Origin of the sequence: Paenibacillus sp. FSL R7-0179, assembly GCF_038002265.1 — a bacterium.
Classification (GTDB): domain Bacteria; phylum Bacillota; class Bacilli; order Paenibacillales; family Paenibacillaceae; genus Paenibacillus_AQ.
In genome coordinates, this window is sequence record NZ_JBBOCC010000001.1 from 3,300,041 (window position 1) to 3,323,818 (window position 23,778).

Consider the following 23,778-nt stretch of genomic DNA (forward strand, 5'->3'; position numbering starts at 1 on the left):
GGGAGTGTCGGAGCAAATGTTAATTTTATATGTAACCGGAGCTATTGTTGTAGTGATTCTGCTGGCGTTAACCAGTATTGTGACCGCGTATAAAAAAGTGCCGCCCAATCAGGCCATGATCGTATACGGCCTCGGCGGCAAAAGAGTCGTCCAGGGCGGTGGGACGTTCGTCATCCCCGGCTTCCAGAACAATAAAACCATCTCCATGATGCTGATGAGCTTCGATGTTATTCCAGCGCAGGCCATGTTCTCCCGCCAGGGCATCAAGCTGAACCTGGAGGCGGTGGCCCAAATTAAGATAAAAAGCGATCCAACCGCTATTCTCACCGCCAGTGAACAGTTCATTGACCGGCCGGAAGAGGACCGTGAGACGATTATTTTGCATTCGGTGGAGGGGCATCTGCGCGGCCTGATCGGCCAGCTCAGCGTAGAATCTATACTTAAGACCCCAGACGAAATCAACAGCAAGATGCGGGAGACCTGCTCAGAGGACCTCGACAAAATGGGGCTGGAGGTAGTCAGCTTCACCATCAAAAAAATTACCGACGATAAGGGGTACATCGACAATATGGGCGTGCCCGAGATTGAGCGTATCCGCCGCGACGCCAGTATTGCCAAGGCCGAAGCCGAACGCGACATTCAGATCAAGCAGGCCGAAGCAGAGAAGGAATCTGCGATTGCCAAAGCCAATGCCCATCAGGCGACCATAGAGGCGGGAACCGCCGCCCGTGCCAAGGAATCCCTGTTCGAGAAGGAGCTGAATATTAAGCAGGCGGACTTCAAGCTGGAGACAGAAGTGAAGAAGGCGCAGGCGGATCTGGCGTACGAATTGCAGCAGAACAAGATCAAGCAGTCACTGGTTACGGAACAGGTCCGAATCACTCAGATGGAGGCTGAAGCCAACCGCACAGTCCGGGAGATCGAGGTCGAGCTGAGACAGCGGGAGCTGGAGGCAACGGTAATCAAGCCTGCCCAGGCGGAGAATCAGGCGACAATCATGAGAGCGGAAGCCGCCAAGCAGCGGCAGATTCTGGAGGCGGAAGCCGAAGCAGCTACGACGACCAAGCGCGGATTGGCAACAGCGGAGGCGGAATTGGCAAAAGGGAAGGCGAATGCAGAGATCGTCCAGCTCGCCGGAGCGGCGGAAGCGGGAGCATTGCAGAAGAAGGCTGAGGCGTACAAACAGTTCACTCAAGCGGCCCTGACCGTGGAATTCCTGAAAATCCTGCCTGAGCTGGCTGACAAAATCGCCTCCCCGCTGGCCAAGGTAGACAAGATCACCGTCATCTCCCAGGACGGGGCTTCCGCAGGCGTGAACAAAATCACCGGCGATATCGCCAAAATCATGGCCCAGGTGCCTGAGCTGACCAAGACGCTGACCGGCATGAATGTAACAGAGGCGCTTAGCGGGTTACTTGGCCGGGAGCATGAACAAGAACAGGACTAGGAGAGGAGTAGTGGTAGGCAGGAAGTAGAAGTAAGTAGGCGGTAAGTAGCTGATGAACCGGCAGCAAATCCGCCTTCCTGACTGCAGCTCTCCACAAAAAACAGGCGTCAATCTCCAAAAGGAGGCTGACGCCTGTGGTGTGTCTGAAGCTGCACGAAGCAGCAGCCTTATAATGATAAGTAAGCTGTTGATCAGCGTTGTACCGCCGCAGAACGAAAGTCCGCTGAGGTTCAGCGCTACACCACCCGCAGAATCAATCTGCTGTTGATCAGCGCTCCACTGCTCTCAGGCGGTAAGTGCAGCTTGCGTAATCTCCGCGCAGGTCGGAGACCACAAGGCCCATTCGCATCAGGCGGTCGCCGCCGAGCGGTGTGCCGTCAAAGGCCTTCTGGAACGGACCGGAGCTGTCGCCTCCAGCTGCCGCAGCAGCTTCTGCGCCGCCGTGGACATGCTCGTTGCTGCCGGCAGCCCCGGTCTCGATGACGTAATCCAGCTCCGGGTTCAGCCCCTTGAGCGTAAGGCGCGAGATTGGCGGATTAGGTCTCGCGAGTACGCGGAAGTAAGCGACGAAGGCTTCGGTTTTGTCCTCGCTGACGAACATCCAGGCGGTCTCACCGCTGCCGCCAAACGGACTCAGCAGACGGTACATATCCCCTTGCTGCACCAGTGTGCGGATCTCCTTGTACTGGGCAATCTGCCGGGCGGCCAGATCCTTCTCGGCTGCGGTGAATTTGGTGAGGTCCAGCTCGTAGCCGAAGTTACCGCTCATCGCCACATCGCCGCGCATAGCGAGGGAGGTAATGCGGTCTACCTGATGGTTAGGAACGTCAGATACATGCGCGCCCATGCTGCTGGCCGGGTAGACGATGCTTGTGCCGTACTGAATCGCCAGGCGTTCCACCGCATCGGTGTTGTCGCTGGTCCAGGTCTGCGGCATATAGAACAGCATACCCGGATCGAACCGGCCGCCGCCGCCGGAGCAGCTCTCGAACAGAATGTCAGGGAAGCGGGAGGTCAGGCGCTCCAGCAGATGATACAGGCCGAGCATATAGCGGTGGGCGGTTTCTTTTTGCCGCTCCGGGGCGGCCTTCACCGATGCAATCTCAGTCATATTGCGGTTCATGTCCCACTTGATATAGCGGATCGGGGCACTGGAAAAGACCGCGCTTAACGTCTCATACAGATAGTCACATACCTCCGGGCGGGAGAGATCCAGGATCAGCTGGTTGCGGCCTTCCGTGCGGCGGCGTCCCTCGGCATGCAGGCACCAGTCCGGGTGCTTGCGGTACAGATCACTGTCCGGCGAGACCATCTCCGGCTCCACCCATAGACCGAATTGTATGCCTTCCTTGTTGACCCGGTCTGCCAGATCCGCCAGACCTTCAGGCAGCTTGCGGCGGTCCTCGAACCAGTCGCCGAGTGAGCTGTTATCCTTGTCGCGTCTGCCGAACCACCCGTCGTCAAGGACGAATAGCTCAATGCCGAGCGGGCCTGCTGCTTTGGCGATGGTCGCGATTTTGTCCGCATTGAAGTCGAAGTAAGTCGCCTCCCAGTTGTTGACCAGAATCGGCCGGGCCTGATCACGGTGAACCCCGCGGCAGAGCCGGGTCCGGTACAGCCGGTGATAGGTGCGCGACATGCCGCCGATGCCCTCGCTGGAATAGACAAGCACGGCCTCCGGGGTCTGGAAGGATTCGCCCGGCTCCAGCAGCCAGGAGAAGTCGAACGGATTAATCCCGATGCTTACACGGGTCTGGCCGAACTGCTCCACCTCGGCCGTAGCGCTGAAGCTGCCGCTGTAAACGAGGCTGAAGCCATAGACGTCACCCTGATCTTCATCTGCACCCGGGCGCAGAAGCGCGAGGAAGGGATTGACCTGATGGCTGCTTGATCCGCGGCGGCTCTCCAGGGACAGCGCGGCTCCAGGGTTAAGCGGGTGGCGCTGAACATGGCGCTCTCTGGCCCATGCGCCGCTCAGGTGCAGGGTGTCATAAGCGGAATCGGCAAAATCCACCGACGCGCTAAGGGCCTGCTCCAGCCGGAGCGGGGCTTCGCCGTTATGCTCGAAGCGGACGGAGCGGGTAATCGCCTGATGGTCAGCGAACACCGTATAGAGCAGTCTGACCGTAAGGCCGGTGTAGTCATCCTTCAGGGTGAGCTCAAGCGTAAGCGCTTCTGCTTCGCTCTCTGCATAGACCGCTGGCAGTCCATCCAGTGCCGGCTTACCCGGCGTGATTGCATAGCCTGCATACTTCAGCTCAGAGATCCGTGTGCCGTCAGCCAGTTGCACCTGGTACGCCGGACGCCGGAAGTCACCGCTGCCATACTGCGGATACTCCTGAGGCAGGGCATCCAGCGAGAGGGCGGGCTTCTGCGGCAGCGGGGTCGGCGAGAAGGAGGCGCGTTCACGCAGCTCCAGTGCTCCGGCCAGACTGTCATCATGACGGAGCCGTGCGCCCCAGTAGACATGGGCAGGGTACCCCTCTACCAGCCGGATGATGTAGCTGGTGTCTTTGGCCTGAAGATGGAACAAGCCTAGTGATTCGTCTGCATAAATGTTCATGATCTTAACACTCCTTGTGTATTGGGATAAGGTTTGGATATCTTGGAAAAAGCAATCTACGATTGCTGGGCAGCCGGGCTGCGGCTAATCCGCTATCCCGCCGCTGGTCTCACGGACAATCAGCTTCGTGCCGATCATCGTGTGCGAAGGAGCTTCGCGTCCTTCGAACCGCTCGGCGAGCAGCTGAACCGCCGCTTTGCCCATCTGCTCGGGATAGGCGCGGACCGTTGTCAGCGGAGGCTGAACATAGGCTGCCATCTCGATATCATCGAAGCCGACGACAGCCATCCCGGCAGGCACCTGTATCCCGTGATCATGCAGGGCACGCAGGGCGCCGACCGCCAGCGGATCACTGGCAGCGAAGCAGGCCGTAGGCCGCTTTACACCTGTCAGCAGCTCGCTCATCATCCGGTAGCCGTCAGCACTGGTCCAGCTTCCCGTGCGGATCAGCACCGGATCATAACAGCCCTGGCTCTGCATGATCCGGGTGTAATGATGCCTGCGGCGCTCCTCCCCGCTGCCGCCTCCGATGAAGGCGATCTCGCGGTGGCCCAGCTCCAGCAGATGGCCCAGCGCCTGGTCGACAGCCTGCCGGAAATGTGTCCGTACGGAGTCATATTCCGTGCGCTCCGAGTAATGATCGACCAGCACCGTGGTGCCTGGGTCCGGGTGCAGCTTCGCAAGCTCTCCTGGCTGGAAGCTTCCGCCGACTACAATAAGCCCGTCACCGGCGGGCCGGAGCGGGGCGGGCGTGCTGTGCCCGCGCAGCGTCTGGCCCAGCCGGATGCCCAGCTCCTCACAGCGCAGCTCCACGCCGCGCCGGATGGAGCCGTAATAAGGGTCGTCCCGTTCCTCTTCGGCTGTACACCAGAGCAGAAGCGTGACGGTCTTGCTGCCCAGCTCATTCTCCCGCTTCAGCTGCCGTACCCGTGAGGGCTTGTAGCCAAGCTGCCCGGCCACGGCGAATACACGGCTGCGTGTCTCCTCGCTGACAGCCAGGGACAGGTCGTTATTCAGCACTCTGGATACGGTTGCGGCTGATACGCCGGCCTCACGGGCAATGTCTTTAATCGTTGCCAAGCTGATCACGCCTTTTTAGTTAATAAATTTACTAAATATTTGCCTTAATCCTATCATCCGCCGAAGGTTCTTTCAAGAGGATTTTTTGAGCGCTTACATTTTGCTTGCCGCCGCATCAGCATCGTGCTGCCCTGAGACTGCGCGGACTGATAGGCCGTTATTTGTATTCATTCTGCGATCCAACCGGGGCAGGCGGACGCAGATTCCGATAATGAGCAATATTCCCCTCGTTTCCAGCGCTACACGGCAACATAACGGCCACTGAGTCCGCGAAACCACCAAAAGTCTGTTTTTTCACGCAATAGCGTCCTCTGAGTCCGTCACATGCTAAAATATCAATAGTGCACAGAAGAGCAAATGAAATAGAGTGGAGTGGTGAAATGAATCTGCGAGGGATTTGGATAATGGCTATAGCAGGGCTGGCTCTGTTGCTAGGCTCCTGCTCCTCCGGAGCCGCCAGCGCCAGCAATAGTGCTAAATTAGCGGACGGATATTCCATCGGTACGCTCCAGACAGCCATGGAAAATTACATAAACGAGCGGCTCTGGTACTACCCGGAGAAGATAGAGGGCAAGGGGATGGACAAATTCGATGCCTTCATCGGCCATACCCTCCAGGTGGAGGTACGTGTATATAAGGATGCTGAGGGCCAAGACAAGCTATACGGCCATACCGACATCGGGGATTGGCTGGTGATTTTCAAGAATGAGGACGGTTATGTGTACGCAGATGGGCAGGTTAGCGAAGAGTCCCCGGATGCCTGGCCGGGAGATTCCTACGAGACCGTCGGGAGCTTCACGGTAAAGGTGAACCCGCCTCACCAGATCGAGTATGGGGATTCACCGCACAAGCGGGAAGTGGTTGCAGTCATGGATAAGCAGGTCAGAGCGCTATGTGCAGACTTGACCCGTGGAGCGGATGCGGCTGACTGGAAGAATGCGCAGGTGTTTGTGGCTGATTTTCATCCCTATGAGGACATGACTACGGCGTGGGTGGTCCGGCCAGACGGTTATGCATGGGTCACAGGCGTATTTGCTGAAGAGCAGGAGGGGGCATTAACTGGGGGGTTCGGCACACAGAAGATCAAGGACCTGCCAGAGGCGGACCCAACCCGGTACGAGTTTGACACAAGAGTAGTGAAGCAGAAGCCCGTAATCCAGTTTGTGTGCAAATAGAAGAGAGGCTGCCTATCCAGGCAGCCTCGTCCGTTTTTTTTCGAGCAAATAACGCTATCTCATCCCCATCATTCTGCGGTGTGCTCACCAAACACATGCCCCACAATCAGATCCGCACATTCTTCAGAAGTGTTCTCATGCGTGTTCACCTTAAAGCTATACTCGATACCATGGGCCATCAGCTTGTGCTGCTCCTCAGACTGGTCTTCGCCTCTGTGCTCCCGGGCCAGGTTGCGCTGGCGGCAGATGTCCAGAGGACAGAATACTTCAATAATGGATAGCGGGTATCCGCTGAAAATCTCCTTTACCTTCTCATAATGAGGCGCAAGTCCGGGACGTTCCACGATAATGCCGTCTATCAGCACATGCTTGCCATGATCCGAGAATAGTTTGGCGGTATGATACATCATGATAATAGCTTCACTAAGATACTTCCAGTAGTCTTCACGCAAGTAACGTTCCCCGATGGTTTCTTCGAACAGATCATTGGCTACCACATAAAAGAATTCCGGCGACCTCGCTTGTATGGCTTCGACGATTGAGGTTTTGCCGGAGCTGGTCACTCCGTTTAGAAATACGATTTGTCCTTTGTTCATTGGTCTTTCCTTCCTTTCATGCTTCGTTTAATTTTTTCTTTCGTTTCTTCCCTTTGTTTACTCCCCTCCCGCATCCCCCTCAATCTGCTGCATATAATCCCGGGGAGAGAGCCCGGTGACCTTCTTGAACACCTTGCTGAAATAGAAGGCGCTCTCATAGCCGAGCTTCTGGGAGATTTCGTAGATCCGGCCTTCGCCGCGGATCATCATTTCCTTGGCGGCGGTGATTTTGGTCTCTGTGATATACTCAACATAGTTCACCCCGGCGACCTTGGAGAACAGGTGGCTCAGGTAGTTGGGGCTGAAGTTGAACACATCCGCTACCTGATGGAGCGAGAGCTTGGTGCCGAGATTTCTTTTGATATACTCCTGGACATTCTTCACCACCTGCTCCTTATAGCTCTGTCTGCGGGTGGAGAGCATCCGGACGCAGCCGTCCCGGAACTGGACGAGCCAGCTGATAATCTCCTCAATCGTATGCATCTGGTAGATCGCCCGGTAGCCCTCCGGCTCCTGCTCGAAGATCTGCTCCACCATGTTGTCTCCGTCCGCGAGCAGGGAGGTCGCCATATACAGAATGTTGCAGGCGGCATCAGTGGCGGGAACGAGCAGGTCAGGCCGTCCGTCGAAGCTCTCGATCATCCGGGAGATAATGCTGTGCAGGGCGCGGGTATCCATTTCTTCAAAAGCTCTGCGGATTTCCTGCCGTGATTCCGAGAAATCAAACAGCAGGTGCTCCTGCAGCGGGGCTTCGCCTTCCGTGAAGAAGACGAAGGAGCGCTCCTTCACTGCGGCGGGCAGTGCCTTCCGGGCGGCGAGATAGCTTCCCTGCAGCAAAAACGGATCTTCCGCCGCGAAGCCAATCGCCCCGATAATGGTCACATTGAAATAATTATGCAACACCGAAGCCATATCCGCCAGCAGCTTCTGGATGTCAGGCATCCAGAGCTGCGGGTCCGGGCCCGGCACAGGCAGGGTCAGCGCAAAATTGCGCAGATCCAGACTGGTGACATAGCAGGCACTTCTCACGGCAAGCGTATCCCTGGCCATCTGCACCGTGCTGGAGCATAAGGCGACCAGCTTATCCCCGCGCGGCGGGACAGTGTCCGGCCCGAGAATGCGGCAGGTACAGACCAGATAGGCCGGCGCGGAGAGGTCCACCTCCAGATCCTCCTTTTGCAGCAGGTACTGGTTCTTGTTCTCGAACAGACCGCTTAACAGCCGGATGAAGAATTTATCCCGCTCGGCCTGGAGATTGCCGCGGTGGACCAGCTTCGGATAGCTCTCCATGGTCTGGTACTCCTCCAGAATACTAATGGCCCGGCGGATCGATTCGGCCAGTGCCTCCGGGGTCAGCTCCAGCTTCACCAGGTAATCGGTGGCCTGGACCTCAATCGCTCCGCGCGCATACTGGAATTCCTCGTAGCTGGTCAGCATGATGAACAGCGGAAGCCGCCCGAACTTGCGGCGGACCGAGCCGGCGACCTCAAGGCCGCTTTTGATCGGCATTTTGATATCGCTGATTACGATGTCCGGGCGGAGGGTGTCGATCATCTCTTCCTCCTGCGCACCGTTGTGGGCGATGCCGACAATCTCAATGTTATATTGCTCCCATTTCAGCATGGACTGGAGTCCGATGCAGACTAGGGCTTCATCGTCTGCGATTAATAATTTGATCAAGCTCATCACATCCTTGCTCAGTTTGCAGGGCGCCGGGGACTATTCTCTCAGCCGGAAGGGCAGCAGCAGCTTCATCTTGGTGAAACGGCCGACCTCGCTCTCAATCGACAAGCCGTACTCCCCGCCAAAAGCAAGCTGCAGCCGCTCGTTCACACTGCGCAGCCCGATATTCTCCAGCATTCCCTTGGCCTCGTCCCCGGGAACGGTTAGGATGGTGGAGATTTGCTCCTCCTTCATCCCGACCCCGTTGTCCTCGATCGTAATGAGCAGATCCGCGAAGCCGCTCTTCGTGACCCGGACCACAATATCGCCTCTGCCCTTAGGCTCGATGCCATGGAAGATCGCATTCTCCACCAGCGGCTGAAGGGTGAAGCGGGGAATAAGCCCGGCGAGCAGCGCTTCCTCTTGAATCTCTGTGACCATGGTAACCGTGCTGCCATAGCGGTATTTCTGAATCAGGAAATAGTCCTCCAGCAGGCTCAGCTCATCCTTCAGCGGCATCAGCCGCCGGTTGTCCTTGGCAATGCTGCGGAGCAGCCGGGACAGGGAGGTCGTCATCTCCGCAATGCCGGTGGCGTTCTGGATCGTAGCCATCCATTTGATTGAATTCAGGGTATTATACAGGAAGTGCGGATTAATCTGGTTCTGTAGCATCCGGTATTCCAGCTCCTGCTTCTGCTTCTCGTCCGCCAGCCGGCTGTCCATAAGGGCTACGATGTCCTGGGACAAGCGGTTAATGCCCCGGCCGACATCGCCCAGCTCGCTGTTCCATTCAATACCCGAGTCCAGCAGGAAGTTGCCCTGGGCAATCTTGTCCATGCGCTTCTTCAGCTTCTCCACCGGAAGGCTGATCGTGCGGGTCAAATACAGCGTAATGATTGCGCTTAAGACAAGCACGAGCAGACAGACGCCCAGCAGGACGAGAATCCATATATTGCTCCGGGGCGCGAACTGGTCGCTGGACAAGGTCTGCGAGAGCATGACACCGCTGCGTACCGGATACGATACCACGATATGCCTTTCACGATCATCCTGCATTTTCACCATAGACAGCTCGGTACCCGGACCGACAGGCTTGTCACTGGTATAGGCTACCGGCTCATACGGACCTTCAATGGCTTTGACCTGATCGCCGGTAAGCTGATAATGATGCTCGCCGAGCGTAAGGAGCAGCCGGGAGTGCTCCGGCAGGGCATAGCCCTTCAGCTTGTCCGTAATGACGGAGGTATTCGCGAGTAGGTAGACGGTGCCCACCCGGGTGGCTCCCCGGCCATAGATCGGGAACACGAAGGGAATTCCGTAGGAATTGGAGAGCGGGTCCTTAATGACCCGGTCCCATTGCTCTTCGGCCTCATTCGTCAGACCGGTGACTTGACCGATATTATGGATCGTTAGCGGAACGGAGGTGCCGAAATTCTCCACCTGCAGGAACTTTCCGCTGTTATCTGTAGCAATTAGGCGGCGTACATAGCTATAGGAGCGGTTGATCCGCACATCGTCCTGCATCGCGTTGAACACATTGAGCGCCTGCTTGGGGCTGGCCTCCGCCGACTCGAAATATTCGGTAAGCAGGGTGTTCGTGGACGAGTTGGTGCTGCTGGTCATTGCCAGGGTGGTCAGGTCAATCAGATCCTGTTCAATAATATGGGAGACGAGCTGGAGGTTGAACTCCGTCGCCTGGATGGTCGTTTTGCGCTGATAATACGTAATCAGTTCATAGCTGAACCAGGACAGCAGCGAGGCAATCAGCAGCGCAAAGGCGGTCATGAGCAGAATAATGCGGCTTTTAATAGTAGATTTACGTACCGTGGTGAACACTCCTTCATGAATAATGAACCTATATAAAGCGTTTTCAACTACCATAGCATATTCCTGCGTTTCAATATAGGGTCAGGGGGAGAAGCTGAGAATTTTACAGGTTTCGGATAAGAAATTACAGGTTTGGGGCAGGCCGTGCGGAGAAGAGCACAGAATAGTGAATGAACTGTGTTTGATTTTGCATCCCCATCGGGTCTGAAAAGGCTTACAATTTGAACTAAGGCCGGGTAAGCAAATGTGCCGGCCACTGATAGACCATAAGAGGATAAAGGGGATACTTACATGAACTTAAAAAGATTCTACGGCATGACCCTAAGCGCCGCGCTCTCCGTGAGCCTGCTGGCCGGATGCTCCGGCAATAACAATACGAAAGACGCTGCTGCAACGAATGCACCTGCTTCGGGCAACGCTGCAACCGCTTCCTCCGAGCCAAGTCAGGAGCCTGTAACACTGAAGTGGGCGCTGTGGGACTGGGAAGCAACTGCCTACTACAAACCGCTGATCGATGCTTACAAGGCTGCACATCCGAACGTAACTATTGAGTATGTGGACCTTGGCTCCACCGACTATATGACCATGCTCAGCACTCAACTCTCGGGCGGGGCAGATCTGGACGTTCTGACGATCAAAGACATTCCGGGCTACTCGAACCTTGTGAAGCAGAATCACCTGGAGCCGCTGAAGACGTACATGGGTGACAAATCGATCAATCCTTCGGTATACGGCGGTACGGTGGAGCAGATTGAAGTGAACGGCGAGGTGTATGCGCTTCCGTTCCGCAGTGACTTCTGGCTGATCTACTACAACAAGGCCTTGTTCGACAAAGCAGGCGTGGATTATCCGACCAACGATATGACCTTCGACCAATACGATGAACTGGCCCGCAAGATGACTTCCGGCAGCGGCTCGGAAAAAGTATACGGTGCCCACTACCACACCTGGCGCAGCGCGGTTCAACTGTTCGGCATTCTGGATGGCAAGAACACCGTGGTCGGCGGCAACTATGACTTCCTGAAGCCTACCTATGAGCGCATTCTGAAGGAGCAGGAAGATGGCATCGTTATGGATTACGCTACCCTGAAGACCTCCAGCACGCATTACTCCGGCGTATTCTACAATAACTCTGTAGCCATGATGAACATGGGCAGCTGGTTCATTGCCACTCAGATTGAGAAGGTGAAGAGCGGCGAATCCCAGTCCGCAGAATGGGGCATCGTGAAGTATCCTCATCCTGAAGGCGTAGAAGCCGGAACGACGCTGGGAACGATTACTTCCCTGGCCGTGAACCAAAAGTCCAAGCACAAAGAAGCGGCCCTTGATTTCATGAACTTTGTAACCGGAGCGGAAGGCGCTAAGGTGATTGCTTCTACCGGTACGATTCCTGCGATCAAAAACGATGAGGTTATCAATTCCATTACCTCCATCGATGGCTTCCCGTCAGACGAGAACAGCAAGGCTGCGCTGAATACAGTTCAGACTTATCTGGAAATGCCGATTCATGAGAAGAGTGCGGACATTGAGGTTATTCTGAATGAAGCGCATGACAACATCATGACCAAGAACGCTACAATCGACGAAGGCTTGAAGGATATGAATGACCGGGTAGGCCAGCTTTTGAACAATTAAGGTGAATGTGTAACGTTAGTGTCCTGAAGGAAGGGCGGGCGGAGGCCCGCCTTCCATATAAATAAGGGACATCACAGCACTCACATGAACAGGCATTGAAGTAATTCCCACTTTGCGGGGATGTTAGATAAGGTTTGGAGGAGAACGAATGCAGAACGAAACCATATTGCGTACAAATAAGAGCCCAAAAAGCAAGTTGTCGCGCGGACTCCGGGATAACCTGGTCGCGTATAGCTTTATTGCGCCGAACTTTATCGGATTTGCCCTGTTTACCCTGGTACCGATGATCTTTGCCTTTATTCTGGCGTTTGTGAAATGGGACGGGGCCAATCCGATGAAGTTCACCCAGCTGGACAACTTCTCCCGGCTGATCTCGGATACCACCTTCCACAAAGCCTTGTGGAACACGATTGTCTACACCATCGGTGTCGTGCCGCTGACCATGATCGTGGCGCTGGCGCTGGCGATTCTGCTCAATCAGAAGATCATGGGCCGTAATTTCATGAGAACGGTCTTCTTTTTTCCATATGTGGCATCGCTGGTCGCGGTTGCTGCGGTATGGAACTTCATCTTCAGCCCGACCATGGGTCCGGTGAACAACATCCTGCATCTGATTACCGGCATTCCGCTGGAGGAGCTGCCCCGCTGGGCGGCGGATAAGCAGTGGGCGATGTTTACAGTAGTGCTTTTCACCGTGTGGAAAAACATGGGATATTATATGGTCATCTATCTTGCTGGTCTCCAGGGGATTAACCCGGAGCTGTATGAGGCTGCTGAGCTGGACGGCGCAGGCCCGTGGAGAAGATTCCGCAATGTGACTGTGCCGCAGCTGGCACCAACCACCTTCTTTGTCCTGATGATTCTGGTCATCAACTCGTTCAAGGTCTACGATATCTTCATCAACCTGTTCGCCGGCGCCGATAACCAGCTCAACAATGCTACACGGGTCATGGTCTATCAGATCTACAACACGGCGTTCCGCTCGCTGGATTACGGGTATGCCAGTGCCATGGCAATTGTACTATTCCTGCTGGTACTCGGCATCACCATCGTCCAGTTCCGCGGCGAGAAGAAATACGGACAATAGGGGGATCTATAAGATATGGTTGGTAAAAGTAAAGGACTTAAAATCAGCTTAATGGTGCTTGTATATGCCCTGTTAATTCTGACCGTGCTGGCAATGCTGGTGCCGTACATCTGGATGCTGTCGTCTTCGCTCAAGCTGAATAAGGATGTCTTCTCCTTCCCGATGAAGTGGATTCCGGCGAATCCGCGCTGGGAGAACTTCCAGGATATCTGGACGCGGATTCCGCTCGGGCGCTTCATCTACAATACAGCGAAGCTGTCAATTATCGTTACGATTCTGCAGCTCCTGACTTCCAGCTTCGCCGCGTATGCGTTCTCCAAGCTGCATTTCAGAGGCAAAAATGTGATCTTCCTGGGGTACATCGCCACGATCGCGATCCCTTGGCAGGCCTACATGGTGCCGCAGTTCATTCTGATGCGCTATATGGGCTTGAACAATACTCACCTGGCGATCATTTTGCTGCAAGCCTTCTCGGCCTTCGGGGTGTTCATGATGCGCCAGTTCTATCAGGGGGTGCCGGATGAATTATGTGAAGCAGCCCGGATTGACGGACTGAGCGAATATGGAATTTGGGCGAGAATTATGCTTCCGCTATCCAAGCCTGCGCTGTCCACGCTGACCATCTTCACCTTCGTGGCCACCTGGAATGACTTCCTGGGGCCAATGATCTATCTGACCGATACGAAGCTTAAGACCATCCAGATCGGTCTGCGGATGTTCATCTCACAGTATTCTGCAGAATATGGCCTGATTATGGCGGCGAGTGTGGTGTCAATCATTCCGGTAGTGATTGTGTTCCTGGCGCTTCAGAAGTACTTTGTACAGGGAGTTGCTGCTTCGGGGATTAAGGGGTAGTGGATTGAGGGTAGTTGAGTAACAGCCTGGCAGTTGCAGCTTTTCGCAGTCTGCCAGGTATTTTTATACCTGTATTTTGAATGCGCTTACTTCATTAAGAAAGAGGAGGATTAATGAATGAACAGAAAGAACCGTGTTAAGAAAAGGCTATTCTCCGTGCTGTTATCGGCTGCACTTGTAGCCGGAATGTTCCCTGCACTAGGTACGTCTGTAGCATCTGCCAGTGAGAATGATGCTTCTGCGGTCCGGATTCAGCTTGACGGTAAGGACATCAAGGACGGGAATGTTAACGGGCTGACCTTCAAGGGGTTCGGCGTACTCAGCGGCAACAGCACCAGCGCCCTGCTGATGGACTATAAGTCCGAGCAGCCGGAGGCCTATGCACAGCTGCTGCAGATTCTGTTCGGGGGCGACCGCCCCTTGATGGACCATGTCAAAATCGAGATGGGCAATGACCGCAATAACTCTACCGGTCCCGACCCTTCGACTATGCGCACGGAGGATGAGGAGGCCAATGTAGCCAGGCATCCCGGCTTCCAGCTTGCGGCCGATGCCAAGGCTGTCAATCCGGCGGTTAAGGTGAGCTTCCTGCGCTGGAATGCTCCGGCTTGGGCGGGCAATAACGACAAAATTTATACGTGGTACAAGAAAACCATTCTGGCCGCTTACCGAGAATACGGCTATATGGTGGATTATGTGAATCCTCATATCAATGAGCACGCGCCGGATCTGGCCTGGACGAAGGAGTATGGCGAGAGGGTCAAAGCGGATACGTCAGACTTCAAGGACGAGCAGGAGAAGGAGCTGTACCACAGCATTAAGCTGGTCATTTCCGATGAAGTCGGCATCGGCTCCTTCGGCGATGCGCTGGTGAATGATCTGTCCCTGCGAGAAGCGGTAGCCGCTGCCGGTTATCACTACAACACCGATGATGACAGTAAGGGCAATTTCAAGCGGCTGGCGGATGAACTTGACAAGGAAATCTGGAATAGTGAAGCCCAGGCCACCTTCAGTAATTCGGCCTTCCGTCCCCACAATAATATGAAGGACCCGTTAGTGCCCGGGACGGGGATCGGCGGTACCGGCGGACCGCTGGAGATGGGTAATACCATTATTAAGGGCTTTGTGAATTCGCGCCGGACGCATTTCATCTATCAGCCGGCGATCGGCTCCTTCTATGAAGGCGGGCAGTACTCGTTCAAGGAGCTGCTCAGCGCCCGCGACCCGTGGTCAGGCTTCATTCATTATGATGCTGGACTGCTGGTTCTGAAGCATTTTAACGGGTTTGCGACAACCGGCTGGGAGAACGAAGACAATACGGCAGGAATCTGGAGGGCCGTTCCTCAGGCGAGCTACACCGGAGCAACCGGCACCAACCCGGTCAGCGGGCGTAACGGGACTCCAAGCTATATGACCCTGGCTTCACCTGACAAGCAGGATTTCTCGACGGTGATCATCAATGACAGCGAGACGGAGAAGATCTACAAGCTTCAGGCCGTCAACATGGCTTATACCGGCAACCCGTCTCTGGAGATGTGGGAGACCCGCGGCGCAGAGACAGGTCAGGCTTTTAATAACAACTATATGAAAGATCTTGGGGATGTTCAGGCAGATGGCAGCGGTGAGTACACCATTCGTGTGAAGCCGTTCTCTATTGTCACTGTCACCACGCTGGATAACCGCAATAAGGAAGGGTTCAGCACACCGCTTCCGGTGGAGGGCGAACGCACCGTGCTGGATACCGATGCTACCGGGTCCGTGCAGAATACGGAAGACCAGTGGCTATATGCCGATGACTTCAATTATGGCGGCCGGAGTGTTCCGGTGATCGGAGAGGGCGGACAGATTACCGGCGAAGAGAGCTATGTCAGCTCGCGCGGCGGTCCGTACAGCGTTATGCCGCGTTATACGCAGGACCTCAATGGGGCATTCGAGGGCTACCTGGTGGATGGCACAAATAACTATGTGCTGCGGCAGCAGCTGGACCAGACGACCACCGGAGTAGGCGGTGCCTGGAACGGCGGCGACCCGGTCACGGCCATCGGAGATTACCGCTGGACTAATTATAAGGCCAGCGCCGATGTGTCTTTTGAACAAAATAGCACGTATGGCGGAACCAATTACGCAGCGATTGGGGCCAGATACCAAGGCGGGCCGCAGACGATTAACGGCACCCCTTATGCGCTCAAGTTCTGGTTCGATGGCGGCTGGCAGCTGCTGTCCAGCGGGACTGTGGTGGCCAGCGGAAACGCAGCTTCCGGCTCCGGGGGGGTGAAGATTCCTGATTTCAATACGGCACATGACGCGTGGCATAACATTGCCATTCAGGTGGCTGGGGATACGGTCACTGCTTATCTGGATCAGGTTGAGCTTGCTTCCTATACCGATCCGAATCCGAAGCTCTCCGGGCGCGTGCAGCTTGCCAGCGGCTTCTATCATACCCGCTTCGATAATCTGAAGGTGGAGAGGGTAGACGGATATACCCCTTACTATGCCGAGCAGCTGGATAACCTGGAGATGACGGATCTGGCTGAAGTCCCGGGAATGAAGCTGGTCTATGAAGGCAATTGGGCCCATGAGAATGGGAAAGGCATGTATGTCTATCAGCGTTCCCTCTCTACCAGCCAAGGGGCCGGTGCGGTGCTGAAGTATACTTTTACCGGTACGGGACTTGATATTCTGGGGCCGAACGACGGCTCCGCCAAGCTGGAAGCTGTGGTAGACGGCGAGACGCTGGTAGTATCAGGTGCTGCGGGTGTTGCGAAGGAGCTGTACCAGACCTTCACGCTCCGTGGACTGAAATACGGTGAGCATACGGTTCAGCTCAAAGTGCTGAGCGGGACCCTCACTGTGGATTCCGTAGCGGTCATTGGCGGGGAAGGCGCAGGCAACCCGGATACAGCGGGGCTTCAGCAGGCGGTGAGTGCTGCACTTACGGTCAGCAGGGAAGAGAGCTACCCGGAGAAGGACTGGAAGCTGTTCACGAATGCCCTGGATACTGCCCAGGCAGCGCTGGATGATCCCGTTCTCTACCGGCTGGACCAGGAAGGGGCAGCACAGCTTGCAGAACGTCTGTCTTCCGCACTGAATCTGTTGCTGCTCGGAGATGTGAGAGAGCTTGCATCCATTCCCGATAGGGCTACTTATGCAGGGAAGCTGCCGGAGCTGCCAGCCAAGGTAGAAGCCACGCTCGCAGACGGCTCTAAAATACAGGTGGCTGTGAAGTGGAATCTGGATGCGGTTAGCTTCGGCAAGCCATTCGAACGGGTAGCGGTCACCGGCACCTATGGAAGCTTGAAGACCATTGCTTATGTGGAAGTGGTTCCTGAGGGGCTGGTGTACTTCCTGGATATGGGTGTTGCCGGGGATGGAGGCACCCCGCCATATACAGCCATCCGGGATCTATCAGGCGTCAGCCTGCTGAATCAGAAGGCAGATCAATTGTCCACAGGAGATACGGTATGGGGCCATACAAATACGGGCGCTAACTATAGTGTCAAAGGGCTGGGCGGTGATGTAGTCATCACCAATAAAGCCCAGACCGGAGTATACGGCTCGAATACGAGGAATACGCCGCTGGTCTACAACCTGCCTCTGAGTGCAGGCAAATATACGGTTACTTCCTATCATCTGGATTGGTGGAATAATGGGAGCCGGACGATGGACATTACTCTCAGTTACCCTGACGCAGAGGGGAAGATCGTGAGTGAGACGGTGAAGACCGGACTGGTTGCTGGCCTGGGCGGAGTGCTGGTTCAACATGATTTCACGCTGCCGGTCAGCGGTACGGTGAAATATACGGTGAACAATACGTTCAGCCAGGCTTCGCTGATCAGCTATCTGGCAGTGGCGAAGGACATGGTCAGCGCGGCCAATGAACAGGCTGTACTTGAGGCGAAGAGTATGATTGAAGGGGCAGCTTACAGCGTCAAGATGGCGCAAGCGAATAGTGAAGAAGCTGTCCGGGTCTGGTTGGCGCAGACCATTGGCGGGTTGCCGGGCTTCAGTGATACGGGAGTTACCCTGGGGGATATTACCTTGTCTGCCTTCCAGGCAGCCGCAGAGGATACTGAAGGTAGCTTCACCTTCTCAGTAACGCTGAGTAAGGGCGAAGCAAGAGCAGACAGCTCGGCCAGCGGTAAGATCACGCTGCCGGAGCCGGATACGGTACTGCCGGTTATTACGCTCATTGGCGAAGCAACAGTCAATCTGCCAATCGGTGCGGAATACACCGATGCGGGTGCTACCGCTTATGACGATCAGGACGGGGACATCACTGCCCGTATTACGACAACTGTGACCAGTGAAGTATATGGCTTGACGGAGCTGGATACGGCCAAGGAAGATATCTATACCTTCCACTATAATGTCACTGATAAGGCAGGCAACGCGGCGGCTGAGGTGACCAGACGGGTCGTAGTTACGCTGGACCCGGATGTTACGAAGCCGGTGATTACCCTGCTGGGTGAAGCATCTGTTCAGTTGGAAAAGGGGGCAAGCTATACGGATGCCGGAGCTACGGCGGCAGATGATCGAGATGGCGATATTACAGAGCGTATTGTTGCAACGATTACGCATGGTGGTGAGACAGTGCCAGTGCTGGACACTTCGGCCTCAGGCAGCTACGTCTATCACTATAATGTGACTGATACAGCGGGTAATGCGGCTGCTGAAGTGATAAGAAAGGTCACTGTAATAGAAGAGAAGCTGCCGCCGGAAGTGAATCCAACACAGGCGCCAACTCCGGTGCCGACAGCAACACCGGCTCCAACGAATGAACCGGTTTGGATACCGGCACCGACTATAACACCAACACCTAAACCAACTGTAGCACCATCCCCACGGAAGGAGAAAGTTCTTGCAGCGGCTGATTTCCAGGCACCGGCGGGCGGAGCTATAACCATTCAACTCACGGACGCTGCTGAATCCGTTCTGCTGCCGGCAGGAGTCACAAGCATGACAGGCGCGAATACGTTGCGTCTTGTCTGGAATACGGTTGCTGTGGATCTGAGCCCGGACGCTCTGAAGAGCATCCTGAATACCGTTGCAGCAGGTGGAGTTCAACCGGAGGGAGCTGCCATCAGACTGTCGGCGGTGAAGTCAGACGCTGACAGCTTACAGCAGCGGATGAATAATCTGGCCATCAACGGGTCTGTCCGGTTAACAGCGGCAAGCGAGGTCATCAGCTTCAGCCTGGAGGTTGTTGCTGCGGACGGAAGCTTAATACCGGTAACGGATTTTGCCAAGCCGCTGGCTGTGACCTTCAATGTAGACCCTAAGGCGAACCGCGATCTGCTTGGCGTCTACCATATCGCTGCCAGCGGAGCAGTGGAATATGTGGGCGGTAAGCTGGTGGATAGTAATCGTAAGCTTGTTTCTGAAGTGAAGCATTTCAGCCAGTACGCTGTGCTGGAGTACGATAAGAGCTTCACCGATGTCAGCAGCAGCCACTGGGCAAGCTCAGTCATTAAATCCATGGCTGCGAAGCATATAATCGAAGGTGTGCCTGGTGGCCGCTTCGATCCGCAAGGGGAAGTGACCAGAGCGCAATTCGCCGCCATGATTACACGTGCGCTTGGCCTTAAGGCGGCAAGCCCAGCCGCATCGGCCTTCACGGATGTGGATGCCAAGGCCTGGTACGCTGACGCGGTTGCCGCTGTGAATGAAGCAGGCATTGTGCTTGGACGCAGCAAGGATGCTTTTGCTCCAGATGAACGTATTACCCGCGAGGAGATGGCGGTTATGATCGTCCGGGCGTATGCGACCCTGCCGGGAAGCCAGATCAGTGCTAACCTGTCAGGAGGGCAAGCGGATAGCATGGCGGCAAGCCTGTTCAGTGATGCTACCCGGATTCAGGAATGGGCGAAGAATGCAGCCGTTACTGCCGAACAGGCAGGCCTGATCCGTGGACGCGGCAATCAGCAATTCGCACCTCAGGCGGCCATGACCCGTGCCGAGAGTGCGCAGGTCCTCGCTAACCTGCTGGGACATATGTAACTTCAACGAATGATTTAAGTCAAAACAGAGCAGCGGTTCTCCGGCTATTGGAGAACCGCTGCTCTGCGTATGTTCAAATCATATTACAAGGATTGCTTGCTGTAACCGGAGATAATATTATTGATTTTGAGGCCATCCGTGCCGTCCCCGAACACGATAGCAGGCAGGGGTTTTGCGGTCGCTACATCAATCGGGCGAATGGAGGACAATTGTCCCGCATAGGCTTTGGTGTCGGAGAAGAATGCGAGATCACCGACATAAGGAAACCGGACAAAGCTTGAACTGCCAGTCTTTACATCAATAATTTGCAAAGCAGCTGTCGGAGATGTAGCGGGCTGAACAGTGACGCCAATATATCGCCCAGTACGGGACATCCGGATTTTATCCTGGCCTTTGGAACTGGGGATTTCGCTGAATTGGTCATAGGTAATGTTCCCATTTATATCAATGGACAGGTCCTTAAATTGCTTCAGATAGGCCTTATCCTGTTGCGAGGTGCAGAATAATCTTTTGTCGTCCGTGTAGACCCCGGATACCGTATTGTCCAGCAGACTTGACGTACTGGAGTACCCAATAGAATGTTTGTCAATATAGGTTAACATACCAGCAGGCCCAAATGTGACCTGGGTGTGCCCATCGGGATGAACGGCCAATGGATTATGATTCACATCAAAGGTAAACTCCATTCCGTCTGTATAGGGATGAACGGTGTCGTCGTCAATGGAAATGGCGATAACATCATTACTCCGGCAGGCAGCATAGACAAAGGAGCTGTTCTCATTTCCAGCAAAGGCGAAAGGCCAAGTAATCCCTCCTGCCAGTTGCACATCCTTAATAACCTCATCTGTGAGGAAGTCAATTATGGTAATGCCCGGACCTGATTGGGCTACATATATTTTGTTACCCGTAGGAGCAGCGAAGATAGAATTAGGATAGAACTTGACGAACGGATTGCCAATGTGAACGGTATTGAGAACCTTTAAGCTATCCACATCAATGATACTGACTGAATCCTCACGGGTATTAATGACGTACAGCTTTTTCTCCGAGGGGTCCATGCACATGGGACCAGGCTCGCTGCCCACCCTAATCCGTTCGATGATCGTATCTTGTACAGGATCGATGACAGCGACATATCCGAAATCATAACCAATTTCATAACTCGCATACACATAAGGATGACCTGATGACAGCTTCCCGCTGTGATTTGCCTTATTCATATTCATGAATGAAATCTCCTTTGTGTTAGGAAGATTGATTGCTATAACCGCAAATAACATTCTTCACTCTGAAGCGCACTGTTCCGATGGCGATGGGTGTTAGAGGTCTTGCAGTAGCCAGATCAAAGGGAGTAACCTGGTTAAATCCTGCTACATAAGCTTTGGAGTCTGAGAAGAATGTAAGATCGCCAATGGATGCAAGCGAAACGAACCGGGAAGTGCCACGGTCTACATCGTAGATTTGCAGACCACCCAGCGGGGAATCATAGGGCTTTATGGTGACACCAATATACTTTTGCGTAAGCGAAGTGCGAATTTTATCCTGACCTTTGTAACTGGGAATTTCTTTGAAATCATCATAGGTAATGTTCCCGTTCTTATCGATATCCAGGTTCTTGAATAATTTCAAAAAGTCCCTTTCTTCACGCATAGTACAGAATAACATGCCGTTGTCCAGATAAACCCCGGATACCGTATTGTCCAGCAAACTGGTCTCCTTTGAAATGAAATTACTATTAGGATTAACAAAATAAAGGTATCCGCTATTTCCAAGCCGCACCACAGTGTGTCCATTCGGGTGAACGGTCAAGGGGTTGGGGGGCGTGTCATTTATACCTACCTGGTCTGTTCCAATGTCAAAATTAGCCACACTATTATTAGTGTCAATGTCAATGTTAGTGTCAGTGTCAGTGTCAGTGGCAGTGGCAATTACAAGAATAGAATCTGGATCGGGAGGGAGTACATTGCAGGCAAGATAGAGGAATGGACTGTTCTCATTGCCCGCAAAGCCGAGAGGTGTCCTGTACAAATATGCAGTTCCTAATGATTTAAAAGTGATGGCATGAAAAATCGCCACGCTGGAATCTCCATAGTTGATTACATAGCCCTTTTTACCGCTAGGATCTACGAAGATAGCAGCAGGATTTTTTCCTGAAATTGGAATTTCTCCTATTAGGTTAAAGGTCTCCGTACTATAGACAAAGACTGCGGGCACATAGGCATCCGCCACGTAAAGCTTATCCCCAGAGGGATTCAAGCACATTGCGGTAGGGTTGCGGCCGGTCGTAATCCGTTTGATAATCTCATCAGTAGTAGGATCAATAACAGCGATATACCCAGCATTGCTAGTTACATAAGACACATAGACATAAGAAACGCCGCCTCGTGTATTTCTGCTTTGCTGTGCTGTTTGATTCATATTCATATATAAAATCCCCTTTCATGTCTTCTAACTCATGGACTCGCCGGGCCCGGCGGACAGACAACCGGATGGGCAGGCGCGCCGGATTCTCCCGGATGCCTCATCAGGTTGTCTGCTGTATGTTATGTTTGAATGCTCCGGCCCGAGTAGTCCTAATGTCCAGTAAGATAGAAAAAAAGCTGCCCCCAAGTCCAGTTCGACTTGAAGCGGCAGCTCAATTTTTATACTAAATATGCATTACAAGGATTGATTGCTGTAACCGCAGATTATATTATTGACGGTGATGCGATCAGTGGAATTGGAGCCAATCAGAAGAGGGCGCAGCGCTGTTGCCGTTCCCACATCAATCGGAACAATCGAGTTCACCTCTCCTACATAAGCCGTGCTGTCACCGGCAAACGCTAAATCACCTACATAGGAGAGCGGAACAAACTTTGAACTAGAAGTGTTTACATCGTAGAGTTGCAGACCACCTGTCGGGGAAGTGGTGGGCTGTATGGTGACGCCAATATAATTTTGACTACGTGAAGCACGAATTTTATCTTGGCCCTTGAAGCTGGCGGGTTCTGTAAATTCATCATAGGTAATGTTTCCTGTCCCGCTAAGAGTTAGCTTTTTAAATTTTTTCAGATAAGCTCTATCTTTTTGCGATGTGCAAAATAACAAATTGTTGTCCAGGTAGACTCCGGATACCGTATTGTCCAGCAGACTTGTAGCTTTGGAATCCAAAATTAAATGAAATGAAAATAAAGTCAACATGCCAGTCGTTCCAAGTGTGACCAGCTCCACTCCGCCTGGGTACACGGTCAAGGGGTTGTGGGTCCCGTCAAATTCAAGCGGAGTATCCTCCCCAACGGGATGGGCGGTGTCATCGTCAACAGCAATGGCGACAACATTGCCTTTTTCACTATCATCACACTTACATGCAACAAAGACAAAGAAGCTGTTCATCTTACCGGCAAAGGCAAAAGGGTAGCCGCTTCCGCTAGGCAAATCCACTTGCTTAATAACCGTATCTGTGACGGAGTCAATAATTGTAACGGCCCTGTCACCCGAATGGGCTACATAGACTTTGTTCACGTTAGGAGCAGCGAAGATAGCAACAGGAGCACTATAATTGGATGAGCTGCCAATGTGAAGGGTTTTGATAACGTTGAAGTTATATGCATCAATGATAGTGACCGAATCATTGCCCGTATTTACTACATAGAGCTTATCCAGACTTGGATTCAAGCACATAGGACCAGGGTTAAGGCCTACTGGAATCCGTTTGGTGACCTTATTGTATACAGGATCAATGACAGCAACGTAGCCAAAATAATGGGAAAGCTCATAACTCGCAAACACGTAAGGATTAAAATTTGATGCTAGATTTCTTCTGCGGTTTGCTATTTCCGTATTCATAATAAATTCCCCTTTCATGTGCTTCTGGC

General features: G+C 53.8%; 14 protein-coding genes. 6 read left to right on the plus strand and 8 right to left on the minus strand.

Translation table 11 applies throughout. The features are described 5' to 3' along the window. Positions 1–16 precede the first annotated feature (16 nt). Positions 17–1,447, plus strand: coding sequence for a flotillin family protein (locus MKX63_RS14470; RefSeq protein ID WP_341017886.1), 1,431 nt, complete (start codon positions 17–19; stop codon positions 1,445–1,447). A 268-nt stretch (positions 1,448–1,715) separates the two neighbouring features. Here MKX63_RS14470 and MKX63_RS14475 read toward each other — a convergent pair whose 3' ends face one another. Continuing rightward, positions 1,716–4,010: an alpha-galactosidase gene (locus MKX63_RS14475; protein ID WP_341017888.1), complete on the minus strand. Its 2,295-nt coding sequence runs from the start codon at positions 4,008–4,010 to the stop codon at positions 1,716–1,718. Between the two features lie 84 nt (positions 4,011–4,094). Continuing rightward, a complete protein-coding gene (locus MKX63_RS14480) occupies positions 4,095–5,090 on the minus strand; it encodes a LacI family DNA-binding transcriptional regulator (RefSeq protein WP_341017889.1) in 996 nt (331 codons plus the stop codon). A 404-nt stretch (positions 5,091–5,494) separates the two neighbouring features. Here MKX63_RS14480 and MKX63_RS14485 point away from each other — a divergent pair, with 404 nt between their 5' ends. Beyond that, a complete protein-coding gene (locus tag MKX63_RS14485) occupies positions 5,495–6,265 on the plus strand; it encodes a hypothetical protein (protein WP_341017890.1) in 771 nt (256 codons plus the stop codon). Positions 6,266–6,333: 68 nt separating this feature from the next. Here MKX63_RS14485 and MKX63_RS14490 read toward each other — a convergent pair whose 3' ends face one another. From MKX63_RS14490 to MKX63_RS14500, 3 genes are read right to left on the minus strand one after another with little or no spacing between them, the layout of a single operon-like run. Further along, a complete protein-coding gene (locus tag MKX63_RS14490) occupies positions 6,334–6,861 on the minus strand; it encodes a phosphotransferase-like protein (protein ID WP_341017892.1) in 528 nt (175 codons plus the stop codon). Between the two features lie 57 nt (positions 6,862–6,918). Continuing rightward, positions 6,919–8,541 carry a response regulator transcription factor gene (locus MKX63_RS14495; RefSeq protein ID WP_341017893.1) on the minus strand — a complete coding sequence of 541 codons (1,623 nt, stop codon included), beginning with the start codon at positions 8,539–8,541 and terminating at the stop codon, positions 6,919–6,921. A 39-nt stretch (positions 8,542–8,580) separates the two neighbouring features. Next, positions 8,581–10,404 (minus strand): sensor histidine kinase, encoded by a 1,824-nt coding sequence (locus tag MKX63_RS14500; RefSeq protein ID WP_341017894.1) that lies wholly within the window; start codon positions 10,402–10,404, stop codon positions 8,581–8,583. A 237-nt stretch (positions 10,405–10,641) separates the two neighbouring features. Here MKX63_RS14500 and MKX63_RS14505 point away from each other — a divergent pair, with 237 nt between their 5' ends. The 4 genes from MKX63_RS14505 to MKX63_RS14520 all read left to right on the plus strand — a co-directional run bounded on the left by MKX63_RS14505 (position 10,642) and on the right by MKX63_RS14520 (position 19,924). Further along, positions 10,642–11,985, plus strand: a complete 1,344-nt coding sequence (locus tag MKX63_RS14505; RefSeq protein WP_341017895.1) for an ABC transporter substrate-binding protein — start codon at positions 10,642–10,644, stop codon at positions 11,983–11,985. 148 nt (positions 11,986–12,133) lie between these two features. Next, positions 12,134–13,072, plus strand: a complete 939-nt coding sequence (locus MKX63_RS14510) for a carbohydrate ABC transporter permease (RefSeq protein WP_341017896.1) — start codon at positions 12,134–12,136, stop codon at positions 13,070–13,072. A gap of 15 nt (positions 13,073–13,087) precedes the next feature. Beyond that, on the plus strand, positions 13,088–13,927 hold the full coding sequence (locus MKX63_RS14515) for a carbohydrate ABC transporter permease (RefSeq protein ID WP_341017897.1): 840 nt from the start codon (positions 13,088–13,090) through the stop codon (positions 13,925–13,927). 117 nt (positions 13,928–14,044) lie between these two features. Then, on the plus strand, positions 14,045–19,924 hold the full coding sequence (locus MKX63_RS14520; RefSeq protein WP_341017898.1) for an S-layer homology domain-containing protein: 5,880 nt from the start codon (positions 14,045–14,047) through the stop codon (positions 19,922–19,924). 83 nt (positions 19,925–20,007) lie between these two features. Here MKX63_RS14520 and MKX63_RS14525 read toward each other — a convergent pair whose 3' ends face one another. The 3 genes from MKX63_RS14525 to MKX63_RS14535 form a co-directional block, all read right to left on the minus strand. Beyond that, positions 20,008–21,150, minus strand: coding sequence for a YncE family protein (locus MKX63_RS14525; protein WP_341017899.1), 1,143 nt, complete (start codon positions 21,148–21,150; stop codon positions 20,008–20,010). Positions 21,151–21,169: 19 nt separating this feature from the next. Then, positions 21,170–22,348, minus strand: a complete 1,179-nt coding sequence (locus MKX63_RS14530) for a hypothetical protein (protein ID WP_341017900.1) — start codon at positions 22,346–22,348, stop codon at positions 21,170–21,172. A gap of 234 nt (positions 22,349–22,582) precedes the next feature. Beyond that, positions 22,583–23,749, minus strand: coding sequence for a YncE family protein (locus tag MKX63_RS14535; protein ID WP_341017901.1), 1,167 nt, complete (start codon positions 23,747–23,749; stop codon positions 22,583–22,585). Positions 23,750–23,778 lie beyond the last annotated feature (29 nt).